The organism is Sphingomonas sp. CFBP 8765 (genome assembly GCF_014841445.1).
Classification (GTDB): domain Bacteria; phylum Pseudomonadota; class Alphaproteobacteria; order Sphingomonadales; family Sphingomonadaceae; genus Sphingomonas; species Sphingomonas aerolata.
Map to the genome: position 1 here is coordinate 90297 of NZ_JACYTY010000008.1, position 21779 is coordinate 112075.

Here is a 21779-nt window from a genome sequence, read left to right on the forward strand (position 1 = left end):
GGATCCGTTTGATGTACATGCTCCAGCTTTTCGACCGAGACGACATGGTCCAGCCGCTCGATGCGCGGCTGATCCGCGAGGGTCTGCTCCGCATCGGTCGCGATACCGAGGCGGACTGGCCGATCGCCGACCCCGATTGCGCGCTGTCGCGGGCGCATTGTGAACTGCGCGTCGACGGCGATGGGCTGACACTGCGCGCGCTCGGCGCGAATGGCGTATTCGATGCCGATACCGGGCAACGGTTTCCCGATGCGGTCGACGTGGTGCTGCCGGTGCCGAGCGCGCTGAGGCTCGGCCGGTTCAAGATGGTCGCGACGCAGGCCCCGCATGGCGACCTGGAAGTCGATGGCGCGCTGACCATGGTGCTGACGCCGCCGCTGGGATCGTCGGTGGAGGTGCCGAGCGACTGGGCCGATGCCGGTGAGGCGCGACCGCTGGGCGATGGGTCGTTGCTGGAGGCATTTTGCGAGGGCGCCGGGCTGGACTGTTCGCTGCTCTCCGAAGAGGAGCCGACCGAGATCATGCGGCGGGCGGGTGCGGTGTATCGGCAGATGGTGCTGGGGATCGGCGACCTGATGGCCGAGCGCGACCATGCGCGCGGACGCTATCAATTGACGCGCACGACCATCAGCGGCGCGGACAATAATCCGTTCAAATGGGCGCCGACACAGCGGCTGGCGATCGACCTGCTGCTTGCGGGCTCCACCGGGTTCCTGTCGGGCCCGGCGGCGCTGAAGGCGTCGTTTCGTGACGTGAAGCGGCATCTGGTCGCCACGTTCGCAGGCCTGCAGGGGAGCCTGCGTGCGGCGATCGGCACGTTCGAGCCGGCATCTGTCGATGCGGCGATCGCGGACCGCGCGACGCTGCTGAAAAGTCGTGCGAGCCTGCAGATGGCAGAAGTCGCTGACCGTCATGCCGACCTGACACGGCAGATCGTGGCATCCGCACCCGGCTCGCTCGATCGCGCCTTCGCCCTCGCCTATGACGCCGCGGATACGGCCATGGCCCGCGATCCCGCATGAAGCTCGCCAGCCTGTTGCGACGCAAACCTCGCGGCGGTCCGTCGCTCGCTGAGGAAACCGTCTATGTGTCGCAAAACCGATCCCATGTCGGGCGGGTGCGCAGCGTCAACGAGGATCGGCTTCTCGATCGGGCAGACCGTGGGCTCTGGGCGGTCGTCGACGGCATGGGCGGCCATAGCGGCGGCGCCGCCGCCGCGGAAACGGTGGTCGATGTCTTGCAGGCATTGGCGGATGATCCGGCGCCGATCAACGCGGCAGCGGTGCGCGCCGCGGTGTCGCATGCCAATCGCGCTATCTACGACGTGCATGCGACCAGCGGCGCGACGATCGTGATCGCGTTGATCGAGGGCAGTGAGGCGACGATCTTCTGGGCGGGGGACAGTCGGGCCTATCTGATGCGCGGCGGCGGGGCGGAGCGGCTGACCCACGATCACAGCGTCGTGCAGGAGATGATCGACGCGGGTGTCCTGACGGAAGCCGCGGCGGACCGTCATCCGCAAGCCAATGTCGTCACGCGCGCGCTCGGCGTTGCGCCGGCCGTAGCGCTGGATAGCGTCACCACACTAGTCCAGCCGAACGATCGATTTCTGCTGTGCTCGGACGGCGTTTCGCGATCGCTTGATCCGCGCGACTACGCGACGATGCCCGCGGCGATCGGTGACATGGCGGACCGCATTCTTGAAAACGCACTGCAACGTGATGGCAGTGACAATGCAACGCTCGTCGTGATCGCAGCGCTATCGGGGCGAGACCTGTGCGTTCACCCGTAGCGGAACGCACGACCGCTGCTCTGTTGTTATGCAGCGTCATGCAGAACCGTGTACCATCTGCTAGCCTAGTATAAGAATACTAACGTTCCATATCGCGCTGCCGTCGAACGGCCGGCACGCATAGATGTCGGCCGATAACTCAATCGCTGTCGATGGTGGGAATTCAACGGGATGCAAGCCATTTGGTTTTTCGCATCGGGAATGACCGGAATGGCGGTTAGCGGGGCTGGCGGCGTTCCGTGCTGGATCATTGCCAAGCGCTGGTGCCATTTAGGGGGGCATCACGTGCTCGCAAACGGCAGAGATGCCAAATCGCCGCCGCATTGATCCCGGCCGCTGCAAGCGCGATTCTTGGCAGGTTAGGCCGCGTTCGTGGTCTGTAGGATAGTTTATACTAAAATATTTTTGAATATAGCTTTATAACGGGCGATATAATGCCAGTTTTGATACTTTCAAAATTGTCGATATAAAAGTATATAATGAACTAAGTAATGTATTCTATAATATGAAGGCAGCCTCAGTTCTTAAAACACTATTTAGTGCTGGAATGCAGCCAGTCCGCTTTTGGGAGCCGATCAGCGGAAGCAGGCGTTCGTTTATCGAGCTATATTGCCTTAGCCTCCATTCCGACGCCGACCATCGGCTTGATCTGCTGCGGCGTGGCATGACGCGTTCTGAGGGCGCTCAGCTGACAGATGGGGTCGACGCCATACACCACGTCCTGGTTCAACGGCTTGGTGTCAGGGGTGGCCTAACTGGCGCCGCGACCTAAAAGAGCCCGATGGCTGGCCTGTTCAATCGTCTCTTACCGTCCAAACGCTGGACGCCGTCGCGGTATCGGGCGTTGCTGCGCGCGCGCGGGCCGCGATCGACGCAGTTCCGGACGCGGGGTGCGATTCTTGCGGGGGCGATCCTGATCGGGATCGTCGCGACGCTGTTTGCGGAGGCGGCCGATTGGGCGGGCGAGGTTTTCAGCGACTTTGCAAAGACCTGGCATTGGTTGCCGCTGGTCACGACGCCGCTGACGTTCATGGGGCTGGTCTGGCTGACCCGTCGCTATGCGCCGTTCGCGCGGGGATCCGGGATCCCCCAGGTCATCGCGGCGCAATCCAATCCGAATGATGCGACCGGCACGTTGATCTCGATCCGGACGGTGGCGGCCAAGGCGGTGCTGACGATCGGCGCTGTGCTGGGTGGCGCCTCGGTCGGCCGGGAAGGCCCGACCGTCCAGCTGGCGGCGGCCGTCATGGGATTTACGCACCGTCTCGTCCGCGTGCCGTTGCGGGGCGGGGTCCTCATCGCCGGTGGTGCCGCAGGCGTCGCGGCGGCGTTCAACACGCCGCTCGCCGGGCTGCTGTTCGCGATCGAGGAACTCGCGTCCGCCTATGAGCAGAGGGTGACGCTGCTCGTCCTTGCCGCGATCGTGATCGCCGGGATGGTCGCGCAGTCGGTGCAGGGCGACTATATCTATTTCGGCGCGATCGGTGCGCATATGCCGCTGCTGTCCGCGCTGATCGTCGCGCCGGTCGCAGGGATCGCGGGTGGCATGACCGGCGGGCTGTTCTCGCGCATTCTCCTGGCGATGGCGGTCAGCCGCAATCGCGTGACGGGGTGGACGCGCGCGCATCCCGTCGCGTTCGCCGGGATCTGCGGGGGCATAGTCGCGGTGCTCGGCGTCGTGACCGGGCTGACATGGGGAACCGGCTATGCCCCGGCGCGCGCGATGATCGTCGGCGTGGATGCGCCGCTCTGGTTCGGGCCGGCCAAGCTGGTCGCCACCGCCGCGACGGCGATCGCGGGCCTGCCGGGCGGGATCTTCGCGCCGTCGCTCGCCGTCGGCGCTGGCGTCGGCAATCTGCTGCGCGAGATCTTCCCCGGCGAGCCCGCCAGCGCGATCGTGATCCTGGGCATGGTCGCCTATTTCGCGGGCGTCGTCCGCGCGCCGCTCACCGCGGTCATCATCCTGTCGGAGACGACCGCGAGCCGCGGCCTGATGCTGCCGATGTTCGCGACCGCGTTCATCGCCGATGCGGCCAGCCAGTGGGTATGCCGCGAGAAGCTGTACCATGGTCTATCGAAGACCTTCGCCATGACGGAGACGACCCGATCCACCTGAACCCTGCAAAATTCGCAACGCTCCCCCGGGCGTGGATGGCCAAGGCCACCGAAAGCGTCGACCATGACGGCATCCTGCGACAGATTGCCGAGGAAGCGGGGTGGTCGGGACGCTACGCCTTCCTGATCGTCATTTCGGCCGCGATCTCGTTGCTCGGGCTGCTGATGCCCTCGGTCGCGGTGCTGATCGGCGCCATGCTGCTGTCGCCGCTGATGATGCCGATCATCGGCCTGGGCTTCGGCATCGCGACGCTCGACTTCCACGAGATACGCCGCGCGGCGACCGCGTTGATGCTGGGCGCGGCCATCGCGGTGGCGCTGTCGGTCGTGCTGATCCTGCTCTCCCCGGTCCAGACGATCACGAGCGAGATCGCCGGGCGGACGCAGCCGACGCTGTTCGACCTGCTCGTCGCGCTGCTGTCGGCAATCGCGGGGGGCTATGCGCTGATCCGCGGGCGCGGGGGTACGGTCGTCGGCGTGGCGATCGCCATCGCCCTGATGCCGCCGCTGGTGGTGGTCGGATTCGGCATCGCGACGTGGAACTGGGTGGTCTTTTCGGGTGCGCTGTTGCTGTTCCTTACCAATGCCATCACCATCGCGCTGACCGCCGCACTCGTCGCGCGCTGTTACGGGTTCGGCAGCCATCTGTCGCCGCACCACACCGGGTGGCAGCTCGTGCTGTTCGCGGTCGCGATCGGAGTCCTGTCCATTCCCCTCGGTGCCGGTCTGCGTCGCATTGCGTTCGAGGCGGTCGCCCAGCGGCAGGTACGCGATGCACTGGGCGAGGATTTTCCCCCGGGCGCGCGGCTGAGCCAGGTCGAGATCGACCATGGCGCGAACCCGGTCCGCGTTCGTGCGGTCATGCTGACGCCGCGGATCGAACCGGGGGCGGATCGCAAGCTCGCTGCGGACCTTCGCCAACGCTTGTCGCGGCCGGTCGATGTCCATGTCGACCAGGTCCGCATCTCGCCCGAGACAGGCGCGGTCGAGGCGGCGCAGATCGCGCGGGCGGGCAATGGCGATGCGCTGCGCGTTGCACGCGAGCGCGATAGGGCGATCGCGGACGTTGCGCTGATCGCGGGCATTCCCGTTTCATCGGTGCAGCTGGATTCGGCGGCGCGAACGATCCGCGCGACGGCAGCGCCCCTCACGGGTCTCGGTATCGCGGGCTATCGCGATCTGGAACGTCGTGCGGACGCGGTGGTCGCCGATTGGCATGTCAGTCTCAATCCCCCGAACGACGTGGCCTTGCCGGACGTCGGTATCAAATCCGGCGTCATCGACGATCAGACGCTCGGCGACGCAGCCTGGGTATCCGCCCGGTTCGCGCGGGCGGTCGACGTGCTGGGCGGGACCCTGCGTCAGCGCACAGCGATAGCACAGGGTATCGTCGCGCGAGGGGGCAGGGCAGCCTCCGGGCGTGCGGGCGGTCGCCTGCGCCTGATATGGTCGGTCGACACGGACTCATCTCCGGCGGAAACAAGCGAGCGCGGCGCATAGCCGCTGCGGCTGCCATTTCGCGCGTGACATCCTGACAAGATTGCACGGATGTAATGTTCAAAACAGGCTGCGCCCATCATCCGGGTCCAGAAAGTAGCATCTGCTTCTAACTGAACAAGGACATGGATCGTGATATTCAAGCGTCGCCTGACTGTACGTCCAATGATCGCTGCCGTCGCGCTTGGCACAACCGCACTCGCCGGCGTCGCGGGCGGCGCGATCGCTGCGGACGACGGTCGCGTGAATATCGCCGACCGGTTCATTGCATCCGGTCCTGCTGCCGTCGCGTCGACGGGTGTGCACGCCTCTTTGTCGGATATGGTCGAGGCCGTAGGACCGAGCGTCGTTCAGATCCAGGTCAAGCCCGCGGCTCTTCAGGCGTTGCCATTCGAGCCGACCCAGTTCGGGTCAGACGATAGCGAACTGGCCGATCGTCTGGGGCAGCTGTTCGGCTTTGGCATGCAGGATCGTCACGGGCAATTCGAAGCGCCGCAGCAGCAAGGCCCGCAGCGCGGATCGCTCGGCTCGGGGTTCATCGTCGATGCCTCCGGGATCGTCATCACGAACAACCATGTCGTCAACGGCGCGGACCGCGTCACCGTCCAGATGTCGGACGGACGGGAGTTTTCCGGTCGCGTCCTGGGCCGCGATCCCAAGATCGATGTCGCCGTGGTGAAGATCGACGGGAAGGGCAGGTTCACCCCGGTCAAATGGGGTGACAGCGATCATATCCGGGTAGGCGATAGCGTGTTTGCGGTCGGCAGCCCGTTCGGCCTCGGCAATACCGTGACGTCCGGCATCGTGTCCGCCCGCGGCCGTGAGATCGGGGCCGGGCCGTATGACGATTTCCTCCAGGTCGACGCTGCGATCAACAGCGGCAACTCGGGCGGGCCCTTGTTCGATGGTGCAGGCCGGGTGGTCGGCGTGAACACCGCCATATTCTCGCCGACGGGCGGTAACGTGGGCATCGGCTTTGCGATACCTGCCGCAATAGCGCGCAAGGTCGCGCTTCAGATTGCGCAAAACGGCCACGTGTCGCGGGGGCGGATCGGCGTTTCCTTGCAGGACATGTCACCGGACATCGCGCGTGCGATGGGCTCGGACGTCACCAAGGGCGCGCTTATCGCCGAAGTCGAAGATGGCGGGGCCGCTGCCCGATCCGGCCTGCAGCGCGGCGACGTCGTTCGACGCTTCGGATCCAGGCCGGTAGATAACGGGCGCGACCTTGCCCGAGCCGTAGCAGAGGCTCGGATCGGTTCGATCGTCCCGACGCAGGTGGTGCGTAACGGCCGTCAGGTCTCCCTGAACCTGCGCATCGCCAGCGAAACGTCGGGCCAGTCCTGAGCGTGTGGAACCGGGGGGCGGTACACGCGTCCGCTCCCTGAACACCTGAAAAGGATTATCGCGCGCTTGAAGCTGCTCCTGATCGAAGACGATGCACAAACCGCTGAGTATGTCCGCCGCGGGCTGGTGGAACTCGGACACGCGTCGGATCATGCCGCCACCGGTATCGACGGTCTCACTGCGGCTATCGTCGGCAAATACGATGCGATCATTCTGGACCGGAACCTGCCCGGGCTCGACGGACTTTCGGTGCTGAAGTCGCTGCGCGCAAAGGGTGACCAGACGCCGGTGCTGCTTCTGTCTGCGCTGGGGCAGGTGGACGACAGGATCGCAGGGCTTCAGGCCGGCAGCGACGATTACCTCGCCAAGCCTTTTTCGTTCGGCGAACTCGTTGCCCGTCTGGAGGCGATCGTGCGGCGGCGCAGCGATACGCACGCCACGCAAGGTACCCGGCAGACGGGCTCGTTGACGCTCGACCTGCTCGGCCGCACGGCCATGCGCAACGGCAGACGTATCGAACTGCTCAACAAGGAGTATCAGCTGCTCGACTATCTGACCCGCCATGCCGGGCAGGTGGTGACGCGTACGATGCTGATCGAGGCGATCTGGGATTATAACTTCGATCCGGGGACGAATGTCGTCGATGTCCATGTCAGTCGTCTGCGTGCCAAGATCGACGGTCCGGAGGATGTCCCGATGATCAGAACGGTGCGCGGCTCCGGCTATCGACTGGATGCTGTCTGACGATGCGCTTGCCCTCAACGGCCGCATTGCGCGGCGCGCTCTGGATCACGCTGATCGCACTCATCGCAACGGGGATCGCCCTGAGCGTTCAATATGTCCAGACGATACGCCTGCTCGACGCGCGTGCCCAGGCGGCAGTCGACGACGAGACGGCAGGCCTTATCGAGCGCTATCAGAGTGAGGGGCCATTTGCCGTCGCGCAGTCGGTGTCGCGTGCGGTCGGGCGCCCGCGCGTCACCGACTTCATCTATCTGATGACGGACGCTTCGGGACAGCCGGTTGCGGGCAATCTCGCCAAATGGCCTGACGAGATCGACCACACCGGGTATCGTACCTTCGAGACCCAGGTCGCGACGACACGCGGCAGGGTGTTCGAACGACAGGTCGCCGCGCGCACGGTGCTTCTCGGCAACGACTATCGACTACTGGTCGGCAGCCTCTCGGACGATCGCCGCCTGCTGCACGACCGCTATGTGTCGGCACTGGCCTGGTCACTGACCGCCACCGGAGTGATCGGCCTGCTTTTCGGGTTCTGGTACAGCCGGCGCGGGCTTGCCTTTCTCGATGCCGCCAGCACTGCCGGCGATCGTTTCCGGGTGGGACATCTTGACGAGCGCTTGCCCGTGACGGGGCGCGGCGACGAATATGACCGGCTTGCAGCGACGCTGAACCATGGCTTTGCGGAGATCGAACGTTTGGTGGATTCGCTGCGAACCGCGACGGATGCGCTTGCTCATGACCTGAAGACGCCGCTGACGCGGATCCGGTCTCGGCTCGAGCTTGCGGCACTGGGCGGGGGGCATGGTGACGCGACATCGGATATGCGCAGCGATCTCGACGCCCTGCTTCGCACGATCGACGATACGCTAAGACTGGCCCGTGCCGAGACGACGATGGCCAGCGAGTTCGGTCCTGTCGATCTGGCCGCAATCGTCATCGAGGCCGTGGAGCTTTTCGAGCCCGTGGCAGATGATCGTGGATTGGATCTGACGGTCGAAACGACGCCGGTGACCATAAGGGGCGTTCGTTCGCTGTTGGGGCAGATCGTTGCCAATCTGCTCGACAACGCGATCAAATATACGCCGCCCGGCGGGTCGATCCGCGTGACGCTTGGGCATGAGATCGATGGGTTCACGCTCGTCGTGGCAGATACGGGACCGGGTATACCGGTTGACCAGCGCGAGCATGTCGTGACGCGCTTCGTTCGGCTCGACACGAGCCGGCATTCCCAAGGTTCTGGCCTTGGTCTCAGCATCGCACAGGTCGCGGCCCGCGTTCATGGCGCATCGCTGACATTAACCGACAACGCGCCGGGTCTTCGTGCGGCGGTACACTTCCCGAGGACACAGGAAATCGTCAGTTGAGACGCCGTCAAACATGACAGCTTCATGAACTTATCGCGAGCCAGGACCCAAAACATCTGAGTGATGTTGGTGGCTCAAGGTCGGCGCCGGGTCGTCCTCATGATAGGGGGCTCCCTGGTGGATCAAACCGCTTTCCTGATCGGCTTCAGCGTGATGTCGGTCGCGTCGCTGGCCATATATGCGACGGGTAAGAAGACGCAGCCGTCGGGCCATCATACGCTCCTGCACGCCAGCGTGCCGTTCATCGCGGCGACCGCGTATCTCGCAATGGCCTTTGGCATCGGCACGCTTATCAACAGCGACGGTTCGCTGACATATCTGGCACGCTACGTGGATTGGTCGGTGACGACGCCGATCCTGTTGTCGGGTCTCGTGCTGCTGGCTTTTCACGAGCATGGGAAGACGGGTGAGGTTGGTGGGTATCTGACCTCGGTCATCGTGCTCGATGTGCTGATGATCGTCACGGGGCTGATATCGTCGCTTGCCGCACCATCGATGGCGAAATGGATCTGGTACGGATGGTCCTGCGTCGCGTTTCTGGGCGTCCTGTATCTTCTATGGGGTCCATTGCGATCACTGGCGCTCAGCCGTGGTGCTGCCTTGGGAATGGCCTATGGCAAGAACCTCACCTTCCTGACCGTCATCTGGTTCCTCTATCCGATCGTCTTCCTGATCGGACCGGAAGGTTTGAAGCTGATCACCGATCCTGCATCGGTCTGGGCGTTCCTGATCATGGATGTGATCGCCAAGGTCGTCTACGCATTCTACGCGGCAGCCACCCTCGACAAGGCGTTGGCGCAGGATGACGGCGAACGCGGCCACCGGGCATGACACGGCGCGCCCCGGCCCTTGGCTGGGGCTCCCTTCTGGCGGGGGCTTTGGTCGCCTCGTTTTGCGTGCTCACCGTACAGCTCGCGTTCGCGGCCCTTGCTGTCGGGGTCGTCGGCATGGCGCACGGTGCCAGTGATCTCGCTATCGTCGAGCATCGGCGGCGCCCGGCATTCCTGATGCTGTACGTATCTGCACTGTTTGTCTGTCTTATGTGGTGGATCGTCGATCCTGCGATCGCACTCCCTGCATTCCTGCTGGCGTCGGCAGTCCATTTTGGTCTTGAGGATGCCCCCGCGAGCAGGCCGTTCGAAAGGATTGCCCGCGGCATAAGCCTGGTCGCAACGCCTGCGACGCTGCACGCGACAAGCCTCGCCCGCATTCTCGATCTTGCTGGAGTTCGAGAGTCCGGTGCGCCGGCCATGGTCAGCATTTTGGCAGTTGCGGGTGGCGCAGCAGCCGCCTGCCTGGTGATCATCGGCGCGGCGCGCCATGATCGACGTCTTCTGGTCGGAACGACCGCGCTTCTCATTCTGCCCCCGCTCGTCGGGTTCTCGGTCGGATTTCTGGTGCTGCACGCCGTGCCGCAGACGAAAGAGCGTCGAGATCGGTTACGGTGCGTGACGACCATTGCGTATCTCCGCGCCACGGGACCAATCCTCGGCCTGGCTGTGCTGCTGGTCGGAATCATGGGCGGAGTGCTGCTGCGGTGGGACCCCTCGGGCGTGCGGTCGCTCTTTGCCGGCGTCGCGGCACTGGCGATGCCGCATCTGCTGGTGACGCCGTATTTCGACAGGGTTACGCGGCGATCCGGGTCGATGGGGCTGCCTCGTGACCACAGGGACGTGGTGCGTGCTCATGTCCTTGAATGACTTCAGGTTGTCGGCAGAGGCCGCGATGTCGTCGAACCAGATGGCAGCATGCCGCCTGATCGTGCCTCAAGCGGGCCAGTGCCTGCGATAGGCTTCGTTGAATGCCGTCAGGTCGTCGGGATCTTCCATGGTCGTCGCCACCCGCTTCGCGTGGCGGTTGGCCCAGTGCTCGATTTCCCGACGCGCAGCCGGCAGGCTTGCGTGCATCGCTGCAAGCGTAGCCGTCAGTCGCAACGACACCTCGACCTCTGCAATCCCTTCGCGCAGGATCGGGCCGAATGCATCGCCGAGCATATCCTCCATGGTTGGCTGGCCGATGTGAACCCGTGGGGAGTCCGGCTCCTTATCGACACGCGCCGCGCCGGGGCTCAGCGTCAGGAATACGCGAAGCAGGGCATTGAGAACCTCGATCCCCGTGCCTGGATCATTGGTCGCCGGTGCGAGCGCCCGGCTGGCAATTTCGGACAGCGCGATCAGCCCCAGTCGAGGATCCTGGTCGAAGGACCGATGCCGTTCGATGGTGAACGTCTTGATCAGTTCGCTCTGGATGCCGTCGTCGATCTTTCCCGAGACCTGCACAAGCGTACGAGCGGGATGCATCATCGCGCCAGGCAGGACATCGACATACACCGTCAGGTCATTGCGGTCAGCGATCGTGCCAAGTGCGGTGATGTCGATATGCGTGACATATCCGGTCTGCACCGCGGTGACTGTGACGGCATCGGCGGGGATGGCGACAGCCGCACGGCCGCCAAGATGAGGGTGTGCAGCAAAATCCTGCATTGCCTGGGTCGCGGCCTCCTCTACGCGGTCGATCACATCGGCCATCCGTCCAAACGCCGTGATATGCCCGATCCAGCGCAGCAGCGTGCCGACCACCAGCAGGATGATCAGCACGGTCGCTGCGAACAGGATGATCCGGCCGTCATGGCCATAGGCGCTGGTGTTCAGGCCAACGATCCCGACCATCGAGAAGACGAAGGCGCCGAGGAAGGTCGACAACGCGTTCTGCGACGTCGGATCGCTGACCATCAGCTGGGTCGCACGCGGCGTCGCGAGTTGCGTTGCGGAGGAGTAGGCACTGACCATTGCGGTTAACGAAAAGGTCGTGACCGCCAGCATGCTCGAGGCCATGATCTGAAGGATCGTGCCGACAGATTGCTGCCCGATATCGGCATCGAACGTGTACGGCAGATACGGCGTGACGAAAGCGGCGAGGATCGCCAGCGCGACGCTCAGCAGGCTGATGATCGCTGCCCGGAACCAGACCTGCCGGACGATCCGGCTCAAAATCCATGTCCATTGCGTCATTTAGCGCTCCTTCAGCTGGCTGGTAGCCGAATAGCCACGACGACAACAGCGCGGTGATCCGGCGGCTCCGCTCGAACTGTCCGCAGATCATCTGTGCGAAGCAAAACAAGCCCCGCCTCGATCACATTCAGCGACTGGCGCCGGGAAGATCTTACCTCGTGACGGGGCGCCGGAGCGTGACCTCCTACTCAGCGCAGCTGTGTCGGATCGATCACGACGTGACGGATTTTGGTACGGTTATGCGTGTAGGTGACGTGGACCAGTCCATCGCGCGTCTGGATCACCGCCGGATAGGCATAGCCGTCGGGTAGCGGCTTGCTCTCGAGTGTCAAAGCGTTGTGCCACCGCACGCCGTCGTCGGACAAACCGATGTTGAGCGGCCAGCGTGCGCCATCGCCCGGCCGCTCGGGTAGATGCGCGCTGTGATTGTAGACGATTAACTGGCGCCCATCGCGCAGCGTCACCGCATCGGTACCCGCATTGGGATTGGGGAGGTCGATCGCCGCGATTGGTGACCAGTTGCGCCCGGCGTCGCGTGACCAGCTCATCGCAAGCGCACCCTGCCGCGTCCGCGCCACCAGCTCCAGTCGACCATCGCGGTGAAACAGGATGCTCGGCTGGATCGCCTCGATGTGCATCGGTGAGGCCACCGCGTCGCCGACCTGCCAGCTTCTCCCGCGATCGGTGCTCCGCTCGATCCGGATCGACCAGATATTGGCCTCTGCGCTGCCTTCCTCGCGGCTCGACGGCGACACCCAGCTGCCGTCGGGCGCAATGACGGGCTTGTTCTTGATCGGTCCCAACACGCCATCCGGCAGGCGCTGCGGCCGACTCCAATGTCGTCCGCCATCAGTCGAGCGGATGACCATGCCCCACCACGCCCGTGGATTCGGCCCGACCTTGTAGAAGAGATGCAGGGCACCGTTCGCAGGCTGAAACAGCACCGGGTTCCAGGTCGGAAATCGCTGACCGTCCGCCGACACACCATCAGCGACTGCAACCGGGGTCTCCCATCGCGTCGCGCCGCGTCGTGCGAACCAGATACGGACGTCAGGCTGGCTTTCGCCGGAACCGCCAAACCAGGCTGCGGCCAGCGTCCGGTCAGGCAGCTCGACGATCGTCGAGGCATGCGCCTGCGGGTAGGGCGCATCGGCATATATGAATTCCGACGATATGATCGGCGACCGAAGCGGGGCCGCAGCAGCCGACGGGGCATGGCCGATCCGGGCTTGCGCCGTGGCGCTGACCGCAAGTGCGATTGCCGCGACCTTCACCATGTGCGCCAGAAATGCCCTGAATTTCATCGCTGTACCCCAACAACGTTGCGGGTACGCGTAGACCCGTATTGCGCGAGCCGGATAGCATGGGGTTTCCAACCGAGCCAATGGCGGCTGATGTGCGCGCTAGTTCGTATTCGTGGTCTGCCTGACCGTTCGATTCGGGAGCGCAGCGCCCGCGGCACGGTCTAGAAGCGGCGTGGTTCGTGTCCGATCAGGTCGCACGTGCCCCGAAAGCCATAATCACTCATGCCCACGACCGTGATGCGGCCGCTGCGCCGATCGATCACGAGCCGTGGCTTGTTCAAGCCGTTCAGGCGGTAACTCGCGCGGACCGTATCTGGGCTGACAGTCACGTCGTACAAATCCCACCATCCCTGATTGCCACGGGAATTGATCGGCGGGATCAGCGACTTGGGTAGCCGGATACGTCCACCACCGGCCCAGGTCTGTACCATGAGCGATGCATCGAAGACCTCCTTCCTGGTTTCGGTATACGTGCCGGACTCGTAGCGGTCACGATCACGGTTCCACTTCCAGGTCGTCCCGTTCGCAAAGCCCGTTTTCGATCCGTCCCCAAAACACACGAGCCCGAGTTCCACGTTTCTGCCGTCAACAACAGGTCCTCCCGAAGGATAGCGATCCTGACCGCCGCCGGGGCCCGCTGGCGCGCGTCCATAGGCCAGATCGGGGTCGTATTCGGGACGCGGTCGTGGCGCAGCTTGACCACCATGGCCGGGGTCGGGGCGGAGGTTCGCGGGCTTCCTGCAATCGGGGGAGGTGGTCGGCTGGATGGAATTGTAGCGGCCTTCCATCGTCGCAATGCTCACGCACTGGCGGCGATCGGCGTTCCACCAATAGGTATAGACGCGATCGTCGCCTTGCTCGCCCCGGATGTTGACGTAGCCGCGTCGTTGCAACTCCATCTCGGCCTGACCTGCACGGGCGCCTACCATGTCCTCGAGACCCGTGGATTGCGCGTGGGCAATTGTGGGAAATGCCGAGCCCATGACAAGGGCGGTCATGATCGTGGACAGGCCAGACGGACAACGCATCGCGATTCTCCCGTTCGTTCGAAGTCACCTCATCATCAGTTGAACGATTGTATAAAAAGGGAGCGACGGCGTCCATCGCTGTCAACGGCGTTCGGTCCCCAACTGCCTATGCGAATTGGAGGGCGAGAATGCTCGCTTAAGCCGAAGAGCCGCTTGGTCGGTGCTGGACTTCATTACATACGGCAGGACCCGCGACATTGCGTCTTCGGCAAGCACTAGGGGGCGGAGTCTAGCACAGGGCAGGCCGTTGCGATCGACGCCCGGATCGAACATGATGCAGCATGGACTTCATGAAGTGGCTCAATTCGCTCGACGAACTTCTGTACGAAGTGATGAGCTGGGTGGTCTTCTTCCCCCTTACGCTTTGGCAGGCGCTCTTTCGGCCAATCCGTACGATGGAGGAGATCGAGCGCGAAGCCGCGCTGCCCGACGATGAACGCTACGCGTCGATACTTAGTCCGCCCCTTTTTCTGGCTCTCACGCTGTTGCTGGGGCACAGCGTCGCTACGGCGTTAGGCCAGACAGACGAAATCATTGCCAATCATCATGGTCTGGCCGATCTGGTCAACGACAATGCCAGCGCCCTGGTCCTCCGCGTCGTCGTTTTCGCGGGTTTCCCACTCTTCCTGGCAGCCCGCATGGTGCGCCAACGCAGGATCAAGCTCGATCGCAATTCCCTGCAGCAGCCATTTTACGCGCAATGTTATCCGGCGGCCGTCTTTGCGCTGGGTCTGAGCGTCGGCAGCAGTTTCGGGATGGACCATCATCAAGCGACGCGCATGATTGGACATTGGCTCGTCGGATCGAGCATCCTGAACTTCTGGATCGTCGAAACGCGCTGGTTCGCGCAGGTGTTGGGGATCAGCCTGGTGCGCGCGACCTGGAACGTCCTTGTCGGGCTGCTGGAAGGCGCGACATTTCTCATCGCGGTGGGCTTTTTGTTCACCCGCTAGCGCGGACTTTGCGATCAAGGGAGAACTGCCCGCCCCACGCTTGCCAGGCGGTTCTCTAAGACCTGCGAAAGCATGATCACAGCAATGGCGATTACAGCGCGCCTCCCTCGGCCAGCGTCTGGAGCTGATCGGCCATCGCGCCCCAGCCGGCTTCGAAGCCCATCGACCGGTGGCGCTCCCACGCTTCATCGGTCCAATGGCGTGCCGCGGCGGTAAAACGGGTGCCTTGCGCGATCTCGAACAGGCCGACCATGAACGGCCCACTGGGCTGCCAACCCGCTGTAAAAGCATCGGTGAATACGAAGCGGCGGTTTGGCTCATAGTCGAGGACGACGCCCTCATTAAGGATCTCCTCACCGTCGGGGCCATGCATGACCACCAGGCTACGGCCTCCGGGGCGCCATTCGATCTCGCGTGCTTCGGCGCGCCACGGTCGCGGACAGAACCACTCCTCGAAGCGATCAACCATCGTCCGCCAGACATCCTCCACGGGAGCAGCGATGCGGCGCTCGACGCTGAGTTCACGAATATTGCTCATCGTTTCTCTCCTCGGCACAATAGGGTCACGTAGCGCTTCAGGTGCCGCACGCTCTCGCGCGCCGCTTGCGGATCACCAGTTGCCTTGGCGACGACGAAACCGCCCTGGAGCACCACTTGAAAGTGGAGCGCGAGGCTCGCTGCATCGACGTTGGCAACGCCATGATCAGCCAGCGCTTCGGCAACGTCGCCTTCGAGCGTGCGCGCATGGCCGATGATTGCCGCCTCAGCAGCGCGCGCAATCGCGGGGTGTGATTGATGCACCTCCTGCGCGAGCGTGCCAGCCAGACAGGTGAAGGCGTCAGTGCCACCGTCGATCAGCGCCTCGCGCAGGTCAAGATAGCCCAACACGCGCGCCAGTGCGGCGGGTGCGCGATGATAGTCCGCATCGGCGAATAGCGGCGTCGTGATCGCCAGCCAGTGGCCGGCGGCGGCCACCCCCAGCGCTTCCTTGGATACGAAATGGTGGAAGAAGGCGCCCTTGGTGACCCCGGCAGCCGCACAAAGCTGGTCGACGCTGGTGGCCGCAAAGCCGTTGCGGCGGATGAGCGTCACGGCAGCGTCCAGCAGCTTATCGCGAGCGCTATTGGAAGATCCTCGACTCGTCATAATGCAAACATACCAACCGGTCGGTATGCCGCAAGAATCATTAAGACGGTGTTCGGAAGCGATCGTCGCAAAGGTCGGGATTGAAAGTCGGTGCCCCTATCGAATGGTAGGAGCTGAGGGGGGCGAACGCGTCGCGAATGTCCGGGCCCGGGTCCATGCACGCAGCCGTCGGGACCAGTATACAGGTCGTACGATTGCGACCGGGATTGCCTGAAACGCTATTCAGCGCAGGTCGCTCTGCCGTTGGGGCCAAGGGCACAAGCAGCTACCCTTATAAGCGCGATAATGGCGGCTGCAGTGCGACCTCGAAGCCCATGGCTAAAAGGGCACGGATTGATCAGAATCTATATCTTATAACTCAGGCCAGTGGCGGATAAGCCGTGTACGTTCGGAAACTTCCCCCCGATCGACACAGCCTATCCACCCACCGACGAAGCTTACGTCGCCTGGTTCGACGATACCGGCTTGGCGGTGACGTCGAAGCGGTCGGCGTTCATGACCTTGACCCAGGCACGGATAAAGTCGCGCACGAACTTTTCCTCGTGGCCGTTCTCGGCATAGACTTCGGCCGTCGCGCGCAACTGCGAGTTCGAGCCGAAGACCAGATCGGTGCGGGTCGCCTGCCACTTCTTTTCACGACCGCCGCGATCATAGCCGATGAACTTCTCGTCGCTCGACGTGTCGACCAGATCCCAGAACGTGTCATTGTCGAGCAGGTTGACGAAGAAGTCGTTCGTCAGCTGCCCCGGACGCTTGGTCAACACGCCATCGGGCGCATCGCCGAAGTTCGCGCCGAGCACGCGCAGGCCACCGACCAGCACGGTCATTTCCGGCGCGGACAGGCCGAGCAGCGAAGCCTTGTCGAGCAACAGCTCCTCGGTCTTCACCGGGTGACGCGTCTTCAGGTAGTTGCGGAACCCGTCGGCCTGCGGCTCCATCCACACGAAGCTTTCGACATCCGTCCACTCCTGCGTCGCATCGCCGCGGCCGCCAAGGAACGGTACCGCCACGTCGTGCCCGGCGTCGCGTGCCGCCTTCTCAACCGCTGCCGAGCCTGCCAGCACGATCGCGTCGGCCAGCGACATGCTGCCCCGCAAGTCGTTCAGCTTTGCCAGAACCTGGCTGAGCTGCTCGGGCTCGTTGACCGGCCAGTCCTTCTGCGGCGCGAGCGCGATGCGCGCGCCGTTCGCCCCACCGCGGTGGTCCGACCGGCGATAGCTCGACGCCGATGCCCAGGCGGTCTTTACCAGCTGGCCGATCGTCAGCCCGCTCGACAGCACGGCGTCCTTGAACGCCGCGACGTCAGCGTCCGACGGTACGGTGCCTTCGGGGACCGGATCCTGCCAGATCAGCGTCTCTTCGGGAACCTCGGGCCCAAGGTACCGGACCCGTGGCCCCATGTCGCGGTGCGTCAGCTTGAACCACGCGCGTGCGAACGCGTCGTCGAGCGCCGCCTGATCGTCGCGGAAGCGCAGCGCGATCTCGCGGAACTCGGGGTCCACCTTCAACGCCATGTCCGCGGTGGTCATCATCGTCGGCACACGCTTGTTTGGGTCGCGCGCGTCGGGGGCCATGTCCTCCGGTTCCGGGTTGACCGGCTGCCACTGCTTCGCACCGGCCGGGCTTTCCGTCAGCTCATAATCGTATTTGAAGAGCAGGCGGAGATAGTCGCCGGTCCACTTGGTCGGGTTGTTCGACCACGCGCCCTCGATGCCCGAGGTCGTGATATGGCCCTGGCCGATTTCCTCGCTGTCGGTCAGCCAGCCGAGGCCCTGCATGTGAACCGATTCCGAAGACGGGGCCTTGAAATGCGGTGCCGGCTTCGCACCGTGCGCCTTGCCGAAGGCATGACCGCCGGCGGTCAGCGCCACGGTTTCCTCGGAATTCATCGCCATCCGCTGGAACGTCGCCTTCATGTCGCGTGCGGACATGAGCGCGTCGGGCTCACCGCCCGGACCCTCGGGATTGACGTAGATCAGCCCCATCTGGATCGCGGCGAGAGGCCCTTCGAGCTCGGGCATGTCCTCGCTGATGCGCGTCTGCGCACCCTCGTTGACCCAGATCTCCTCGGCACCCCAGAAGGTGTCGCCCTCGGAGGCGAAGACGTCCTTGCGGCCGCCGGCGAAACCGAACACCGGTCCTCCCATGCTCTCGATCGCGACATTGCCGGCGAGGATGAACAGGTCGGCCCAGCTGATGTTCTTGCCGTATTTCTGCTTGAGCGGCCACAACAGGCGACGTGCCTTGTCGAGGTTGCCGTTGTCCGGCCAGGAATTCAGCGGTTCGAAGCGCTGCTGACCCGACGACGATCCGCCGCGGCCGTCCGTTACCCGGTAGGTGCCGGCAGCGTGCCATGCCATGCGGATCATGAACGGGCCATAATGACCATAGTCGGCAGGCCACCAGGCCTTGCTGTCGGTCATCAGCGCCGTCAGGTCCGCCTTGAGTGCTGCATAGTCGAGCTGCTTGAACGACTCGGCATAGTCGAACTCTTTGCCCATCGGGTCGGGAGAGACGCCGTGCTGATGCAGCATATCGATCGGCAGCGCGTCGGGCCACCAGTCCTTGTTCGTGCGACCGAGGAGCGAGCGGGCCTTAACCTCGCCGCCACCCTGGGGGCCCATTGGGCAACCGCTTGCCTTAGGCTGTTCGTAATCGGCCATCTTGGCGTCCTCTCCTAATGAGTTTTACCACCGTGTCGGTAAAATGCCGGATCCCGGGTACATTTGTCCAATCGATTATACGGGCGACAGCTATCATCGCACTCGATCACAGAGGGCTGTGAGCGTGTCGTCTGACGGCGCGTACATTCGCGATGATCCGGGTCATCATCATCGTTGGGCCGACGGACGTCGCGGCAACTGATCTGATCAAGGTGTCGCCAAACTTACATTTACTGCGGTTAGAGGATGGGCGTCTTTAGTCTGGTTCAGAGTTTTTCGTCGTGACCGCGCCCCAAGTCCGCCCGATAGATCGTTGGTTCGTCGACCTCGAAAAGCGCGGCGTGTTCGCAGACCCGGCCAGCCGTGAGGGACGGGACTTCGTGTATCGCCGCAGCGCGGCGGGTGCATCGCTGCAAGGTGACCTGCTCGTTCCGGCGTGGACCGAGAGCGCAAGACCGGGCGCTGGCGATCCCCGTCCGCACGACCCGATCAATCCGCAATACGACCCGGCAACGCCCTCGGCACCGGCCCCGATGCAAGGACCTCTGCAATGAAAACCGCGTTCTACAAATTCCTCGGCGGCACGGCGTTTGCTGGCGCGATGCTCGTGGTCTGCAGCACGCCCGCTGCGGCGCAGGAGGCGCGCAACGTCATCCTCTTCCTCGGCGACGCGGGTGGCCTGTCGACGCTCGGCGCCGCTGGGATCCTGGCGCACGACCGGCCGCAATCGCTGTTCATCCAGTCGATGCCCAACGTCGCGCTGTCGGATACGTCCGCGCTCGATCGATGGGTGACCGATTCCGCCGCCGGGATGACCGCGATCATGACGGGGAACAAGACGAACAACGCGATGGTGTCGACGACGCCTTCTGGACCGGGCGGCCGCGCGATGCCGGTCAAGACACTTCTCGAATATGCCGAGCAGCGCGGGCTGTCGACGGGTGTCGTCACCAACATGAACATCTGGGACGCGACCCCGGCCGCGACCTTTGCGCATGTCGCCGCGCGCGCGGACAAGGGCGAGATATTCCGCCAGATGCTCAAGCCCCGCTTCGGCGACGGCGTCGATATCCTGATCGGCAAGGGCCGTGCCGACGCCGTCGCGACATTCGCCGGCCCGGGCACGAGCGCCGAACAGGCGTTCAGGACCGCCGGCTACCGCTTCGGCGAGGATACCGCGCTGGTCGGCCAGGCACCCCGGACCGCGGTGCTGCGCGATGCCGACTTCGCGCCGCTTCCCGCCGTGGAGGCGACCGTCGCGCAGCTCGCCCGCAACCCGAAGGGCTATTTCCTGATGGTCGAATGGGACATGCACACCGACGATCCCAAGGCAGGCCTGCGGCATGTCGTCGAGATGGACGACATGATCCGCCGGATCAGCGCGGTTGCCGGCAAGGACACGCTGATCCTGTTCACCGCGGATCACAGCTTCGGCCTGCGGATGACCGGCGGCAAGCGCACGACGCCGCTCGCGACGCAATATGATCCCGATGCGAAGTCGGTGATCAGCGTCGAACCCGGCCATACCGGCGAAGAGGTCGTCGTCGCCGCGAGCGGCCCCGGTGCGGACAAGGTCCGGGGTTTCATGCCCAACACGCGGCTCTTCGACATCATGCTGTCGGCATTCGGCTGGAAGAAGGACAAATGATCAGCCCTGAACCTGCCTGACGGCTTTTCCTCTCTCGGATCGCGACGCTGATGACGAGGGACTAGAGGCCGAAAGCGGTCAGCCCAACGATGAATGAATGGACGAAGCTGAGGAGTGGGGTGAGGGCGCGCGCGATGTCCGGCAATGCGCCGTCATGCCTTATCCTCACCTCTGCAGCCGGCCCGAGCTGTCCTGCAACAGCCAGAAACGGGTATAGCGTTGCAGGCGCGGGAGAATGATCCACTGCAGGGTCGCGGTGAGCAGCAGGGACGAGGGCAGGAGTTGCAGCGGCAGTGGTGCGTCCTTCAACACCGTGCGAACCATCATGCTGATGAGGAGTAGGACCGGGAACACCGTCAGCCATGTCGTCACGAACCGCTTCCACTTGCTGGCACTCGCATCGCTCGGCAGCTCGAAGGTGACGCCGTCGCCAGTTTCGAGCTGGCGGAGCGCCGTAGAGAAGCGGTCCGCGACAGCGACATGCGCGCGCATCTTGGGGTCGTCATGCCATGTATCGGCTGCGGCGCGATCGTCGAAGCGAAAGAGCAGGTGCTGAAAACCCGCCGTCTGACCGAGCCGGATCGCAGCCCGATACCCCGGCGCCGCACGGGCGTGCCGGTTCAGTTCCTCCACCCAGCGTTCGAAATCCTGCTCGTGGCCGGCACGGATGGCCCGGCTGGTGATGATCGTGGCGGTCTGGTCAGGATCGATTGGCATAATGGCGAGAACAGACGAGGCGGCGGGTACGTTGCGCGGCCGCTTCGTGCATTTCGCCCGTGTCGACCCGCATCAGGAGAGGCCTGTCAGCTTCAGCGCCTGACAGATCGTATAGCGCGTCACCGGACCGCCACGAGCCGCCGTGAGACCACTAGCAGTGCACGCGGCGATCAGCGCGCCAATCGTCGGGCGACCGTCACGATCGCCGCCGTCGCGGCGATAGGCGGTGATCGCATCCTGGATGCACCGGATCACCGGTTCATTCCGTTCATAAGCCCGGGCGCGGCGATCGCCATGCCGGAGCGCCATATCTGCAATGCCATCCATCATCGTCGACGGTCGATAACCGATTATCGCGACGGGATCATCATCGTCCGACACAAGGCCAGGGCGTGCGGCCCGTGCCATGATCAGAACGGCGTTGAAGGTTTCCGCGCGACTTTATAATGG

20 protein-coding genes are annotated in these 21779 nt (G+C 63.9%); 12 read left to right on the forward strand and 8 right to left on the reverse strand.

The genetic code is table 11. The annotated features are described in order from the left end of the window. The first annotated feature begins 17 nt into the window (after positions 1–17). The 9 genes from IFT87_RS17505 (at position 18) to IFT87_RS17545 (ending at position 10559) form a co-directional block, all read left to right on the forward strand. Positions 18–1022, forward strand: a complete 1005-nt coding sequence (locus tag IFT87_RS17505; RefSeq protein ID WP_249403426.1) for a type VI secretion system-associated FHA domain protein — start codon at positions 18–20, stop codon at positions 1020–1022. Then, on the forward strand, positions 1019–1792 hold the full coding sequence (locus IFT87_RS17510) for a PP2C family protein-serine/threonine phosphatase (RefSeq protein ID WP_081874035.1): 774 nt from the start codon (positions 1019–1021) through the stop codon (positions 1790–1792). Before IFT87_RS17505 ends, IFT87_RS17510 begins: the two co-directional genes overlap by 4 nt. 781 nt (positions 1793–2573) lie before the next feature. Beyond that, complete coding sequence (locus IFT87_RS17515) at positions 2574–3908, forward strand: chloride channel protein (RefSeq protein ID WP_031438910.1); 1335 nt, start codon at positions 2574–2576, stop codon at positions 3906–3908. Positions 3909–3943: 35 nt separating this feature from the next. Beyond that, entirely contained in the window at positions 3944–5407 is a 1464-nt protein-coding gene (locus tag IFT87_RS17520; RefSeq protein WP_052380785.1) for a DUF389 domain-containing protein, read from the forward strand. A 162-nt stretch (positions 5408–5569) separates the two neighbouring features. Continuing rightward, entirely contained in the window at positions 5570–6751 is a 1182-nt protein-coding gene (locus IFT87_RS17525) for a trypsin-like peptidase domain-containing protein (RefSeq protein WP_052380786.1), read from the forward strand. A gap of 66 nt (positions 6752–6817) precedes the next feature. Beyond that, positions 6818–7495, forward strand: coding sequence for a winged helix-turn-helix domain-containing protein (locus IFT87_RS17530; protein WP_031438913.1), 678 nt, complete (start codon positions 6818–6820; stop codon positions 7493–7495). Positions 7496–7497: 2 nt separating this feature from the next. Continuing rightward, positions 7498–8859, forward strand: a complete 1362-nt coding sequence (locus tag IFT87_RS17535; protein ID WP_042466239.1) for a sensor histidine kinase — start codon at positions 7498–7500, stop codon at positions 8857–8859. A 63-nt stretch (positions 8860–8922) separates the two neighbouring features. After that, positions 8923–9690: a bacteriorhodopsin gene (locus tag IFT87_RS17540; RefSeq protein ID WP_249403432.1), complete on the forward strand. Its 768-nt coding sequence runs from the start codon at positions 8923–8925 to the stop codon at positions 9688–9690. Next, positions 9687–10559, forward strand: a complete 873-nt coding sequence (locus IFT87_RS17545; protein WP_081874036.1) for a Brp/Blh family beta-carotene 15,15'-dioxygenase — start codon at positions 9687–9689, stop codon at positions 10557–10559. The genes IFT87_RS17540 and IFT87_RS17545 overlap by 4 nt, the downstream gene beginning before the upstream one ends. Before the next feature lie 66 nt (positions 10560–10625). Here IFT87_RS17545 and IFT87_RS17550 read toward each other — a convergent pair whose 3' ends face one another. After that, positions 10626–11810, reverse strand: coding sequence for a DUF2254 domain-containing protein (locus tag IFT87_RS17550; RefSeq protein WP_235188228.1), 1185 nt, complete (start codon positions 11808–11810; stop codon positions 10626–10628). Between IFT87_RS17550 and IFT87_RS20930 the strand changes: the two genes are divergently transcribed. Then, on the forward strand, positions 11718–11927 hold the full coding sequence (locus tag IFT87_RS20930; RefSeq protein WP_235188230.1) for a hypothetical protein: 210 nt from the start codon (positions 11718–11720) through the stop codon (positions 11925–11927). The two genes, IFT87_RS17550 and IFT87_RS20930, sit on opposite strands and share 93 nt — an antisense overlap. 131 nt (positions 11928–12058) lie before the next feature. Here the strand turns inward: IFT87_RS20930 and IFT87_RS17555 are convergent, their stop codons facing one another. After that, the gene (locus tag IFT87_RS17555) at positions 12059–13174 is read right to left on the reverse strand and encodes a sialidase family protein (RefSeq protein WP_249403427.1); all 1116 of its coding nucleotides are present in this window, start codon (positions 13172–13174) and stop codon (positions 12059–12061) included. A gap of 161 nt (positions 13175–13335) precedes the next feature. Continuing rightward, on the reverse strand, positions 13336–14172 hold the full coding sequence (locus IFT87_RS17560; RefSeq protein WP_192191397.1) for a hypothetical protein: 837 nt from the start codon (positions 14170–14172) through the stop codon (positions 13336–13338). 311 nt (positions 14173–14483) lie between these two features. Between IFT87_RS17560 and IFT87_RS17565 the strand changes: the two genes are divergently transcribed. After that, positions 14484–15155, forward strand: a complete 672-nt coding sequence (locus IFT87_RS17565; protein WP_056674245.1) for a hypothetical protein — start codon at positions 14484–14486, stop codon at positions 15153–15155. A gap of 91 nt (positions 15156–15246) precedes the next feature. Here IFT87_RS17565 and IFT87_RS17570 read toward each other — a convergent pair whose 3' ends face one another. The 3 genes from IFT87_RS17570 to katG form a co-directional block, all read right to left on the reverse strand. Further along, the gene (locus tag IFT87_RS17570) at positions 15247–15693 is read right to left on the reverse strand and encodes an SRPBCC domain-containing protein (RefSeq protein WP_192191398.1); all 447 of its coding nucleotides are present in this window, start codon (positions 15691–15693) and stop codon (positions 15247–15249) included. Then, the gene (locus IFT87_RS17575; protein ID WP_192191399.1) at positions 15690–16301 is read right to left on the reverse strand and encodes a TetR/AcrR family transcriptional regulator; all 612 of its coding nucleotides are present in this window, start codon (positions 16299–16301) and stop codon (positions 15690–15692) included. The genes IFT87_RS17570 and IFT87_RS17575 overlap by 4 nt, the downstream gene beginning before the upstream one ends. A 437-nt stretch (positions 16302–16738) precedes the next feature. Beyond that, on the reverse strand, positions 16739–18964 hold the full coding sequence (gene katG / locus IFT87_RS17580) for a catalase/peroxidase HPI (RefSeq protein WP_037533166.1): 2226 nt from the start codon (positions 18962–18964) through the stop codon (positions 16739–16741). 550 nt (positions 18965–19514) lie between these two features. On the opposite strand from katG, the gene IFT87_RS17585 reads away from it, so the two are divergent. Further along, a complete protein-coding gene (locus IFT87_RS17585) occupies positions 19515–20612 on the forward strand; it encodes an alkaline phosphatase (protein ID WP_192191400.1) in 1098 nt (365 codons plus the stop codon). Positions 20613–20777: 165 nt separating this feature from the next. Here the strand turns inward: IFT87_RS17585 and IFT87_RS17590 are convergent, their stop codons facing one another. Then, positions 20778–21329 carry a hypothetical protein gene (locus IFT87_RS17590; protein ID WP_037533177.1) on the reverse strand — a complete coding sequence of 184 codons (552 nt, stop codon included), beginning with the start codon at positions 21327–21329 and terminating at the stop codon, positions 20778–20780. Positions 21330–21401: 72 nt separating this feature from the next. After that, positions 21402–21584 (reverse strand): hypothetical protein, encoded by a 183-nt coding sequence (locus IFT87_RS17595; RefSeq protein WP_128082369.1) that lies wholly within the window; start codon positions 21582–21584, stop codon positions 21402–21404. Positions 21585–21779: the final 195 nt, after the last annotated feature.

Bases quoted from the DNA above. Each gene is read 5' to 3' on its own strand.
- IFT87_RS17505 (WP_249403426.1), top strand. From the start codon at position 18: ATGCTCCAGCTTTTCGACCGAGACGACATGGTCCAGCCGCTCGATGCG.
- IFT87_RS17510 (WP_081874035.1), top strand. From the start codon at position 1,019: ATGAAGCTCGCCAGCCTGTTGCGACGCAAACCTCGCGGCGGTCCGTCG.
- IFT87_RS17515 (WP_031438910.1), top strand. From the start codon at position 2,574: ATGGCTGGCCTGTTCAATCGTCTCTTACCGTCCAAACGCTGGACGCCG.
- IFT87_RS17520 (WP_052380785.1), top strand. From the start codon at position 3,944: ATGGCCAAGGCCACCGAAAGCGTCGACCATGACGGCATCCTGCGACAG.
- IFT87_RS17525 (WP_052380786.1), top strand. From the start codon at position 5,570: ATGATCGCTGCCGTCGCGCTTGGCACAACCGCACTCGCCGGCGTCGCG.
- IFT87_RS17535 (WP_042466239.1), top strand. From the start codon at position 7,498: ATGCGCTTGCCCTCAACGGCCGCATTGCGCGGCGCGCTCTGGATCACG.
- IFT87_RS17540 (WP_249403432.1), top strand. From the start codon at position 8,923: ATGTTGGTGGCTCAAGGTCGGCGCCGGGTCGTCCTCATGATAGGGGGC.
- IFT87_RS17545 (WP_081874036.1), top strand. From the start codon at position 9,687: ATGACACGGCGCGCCCCGGCCCTTGGCTGGGGCTCCCTTCTGGCGGGG.
- IFT87_RS17555 (WP_249403427.1), bottom strand. From the start codon at position 13,174: ATGAAATTCAGGGCATTTCTGGCGCACATGGTGAAGGTCGCGGCAATC.
- IFT87_RS17560 (WP_192191397.1), bottom strand. From the start codon at position 14,172: ATGACCGCCCTTGTCATGGGCTCGGCATTTCCCACAATTGCCCACGCG.
- IFT87_RS17565 (WP_056674245.1), top strand. From the start codon at position 14,484: ATGGACTTCATGAAGTGGCTCAATTCGCTCGACGAACTTCTGTACGAA.
- IFT87_RS17570 (WP_192191398.1), bottom strand. From the start codon at position 15,693: ATGAGCAATATTCGTGAACTCAGCGTCGAGCGCCGCATCGCTGCTCCC.
- IFT87_RS17575 (WP_192191399.1), bottom strand. From the start codon at position 16,301: ATGACGAGTCGAGGATCTTCCAATAGCGCTCGCGATAAGCTGCTGGAC.
- katG (WP_037533166.1), bottom strand. From the start codon at position 18,964: ATGGCCGATTACGAACAGCCTAAGGCAAGCGGTTGCCCAATGGGCCCC.
- IFT87_RS17585 (WP_192191400.1), top strand. From the start codon at position 19,515: ATGAAAACCGCGTTCTACAAATTCCTCGGCGGCACGGCGTTTGCTGGC.
- IFT87_RS17590 (WP_037533177.1), bottom strand. From the start codon at position 21,329: ATGCCAATCGATCCTGACCAGACCGCCACGATCATCACCAGCCGGGCC.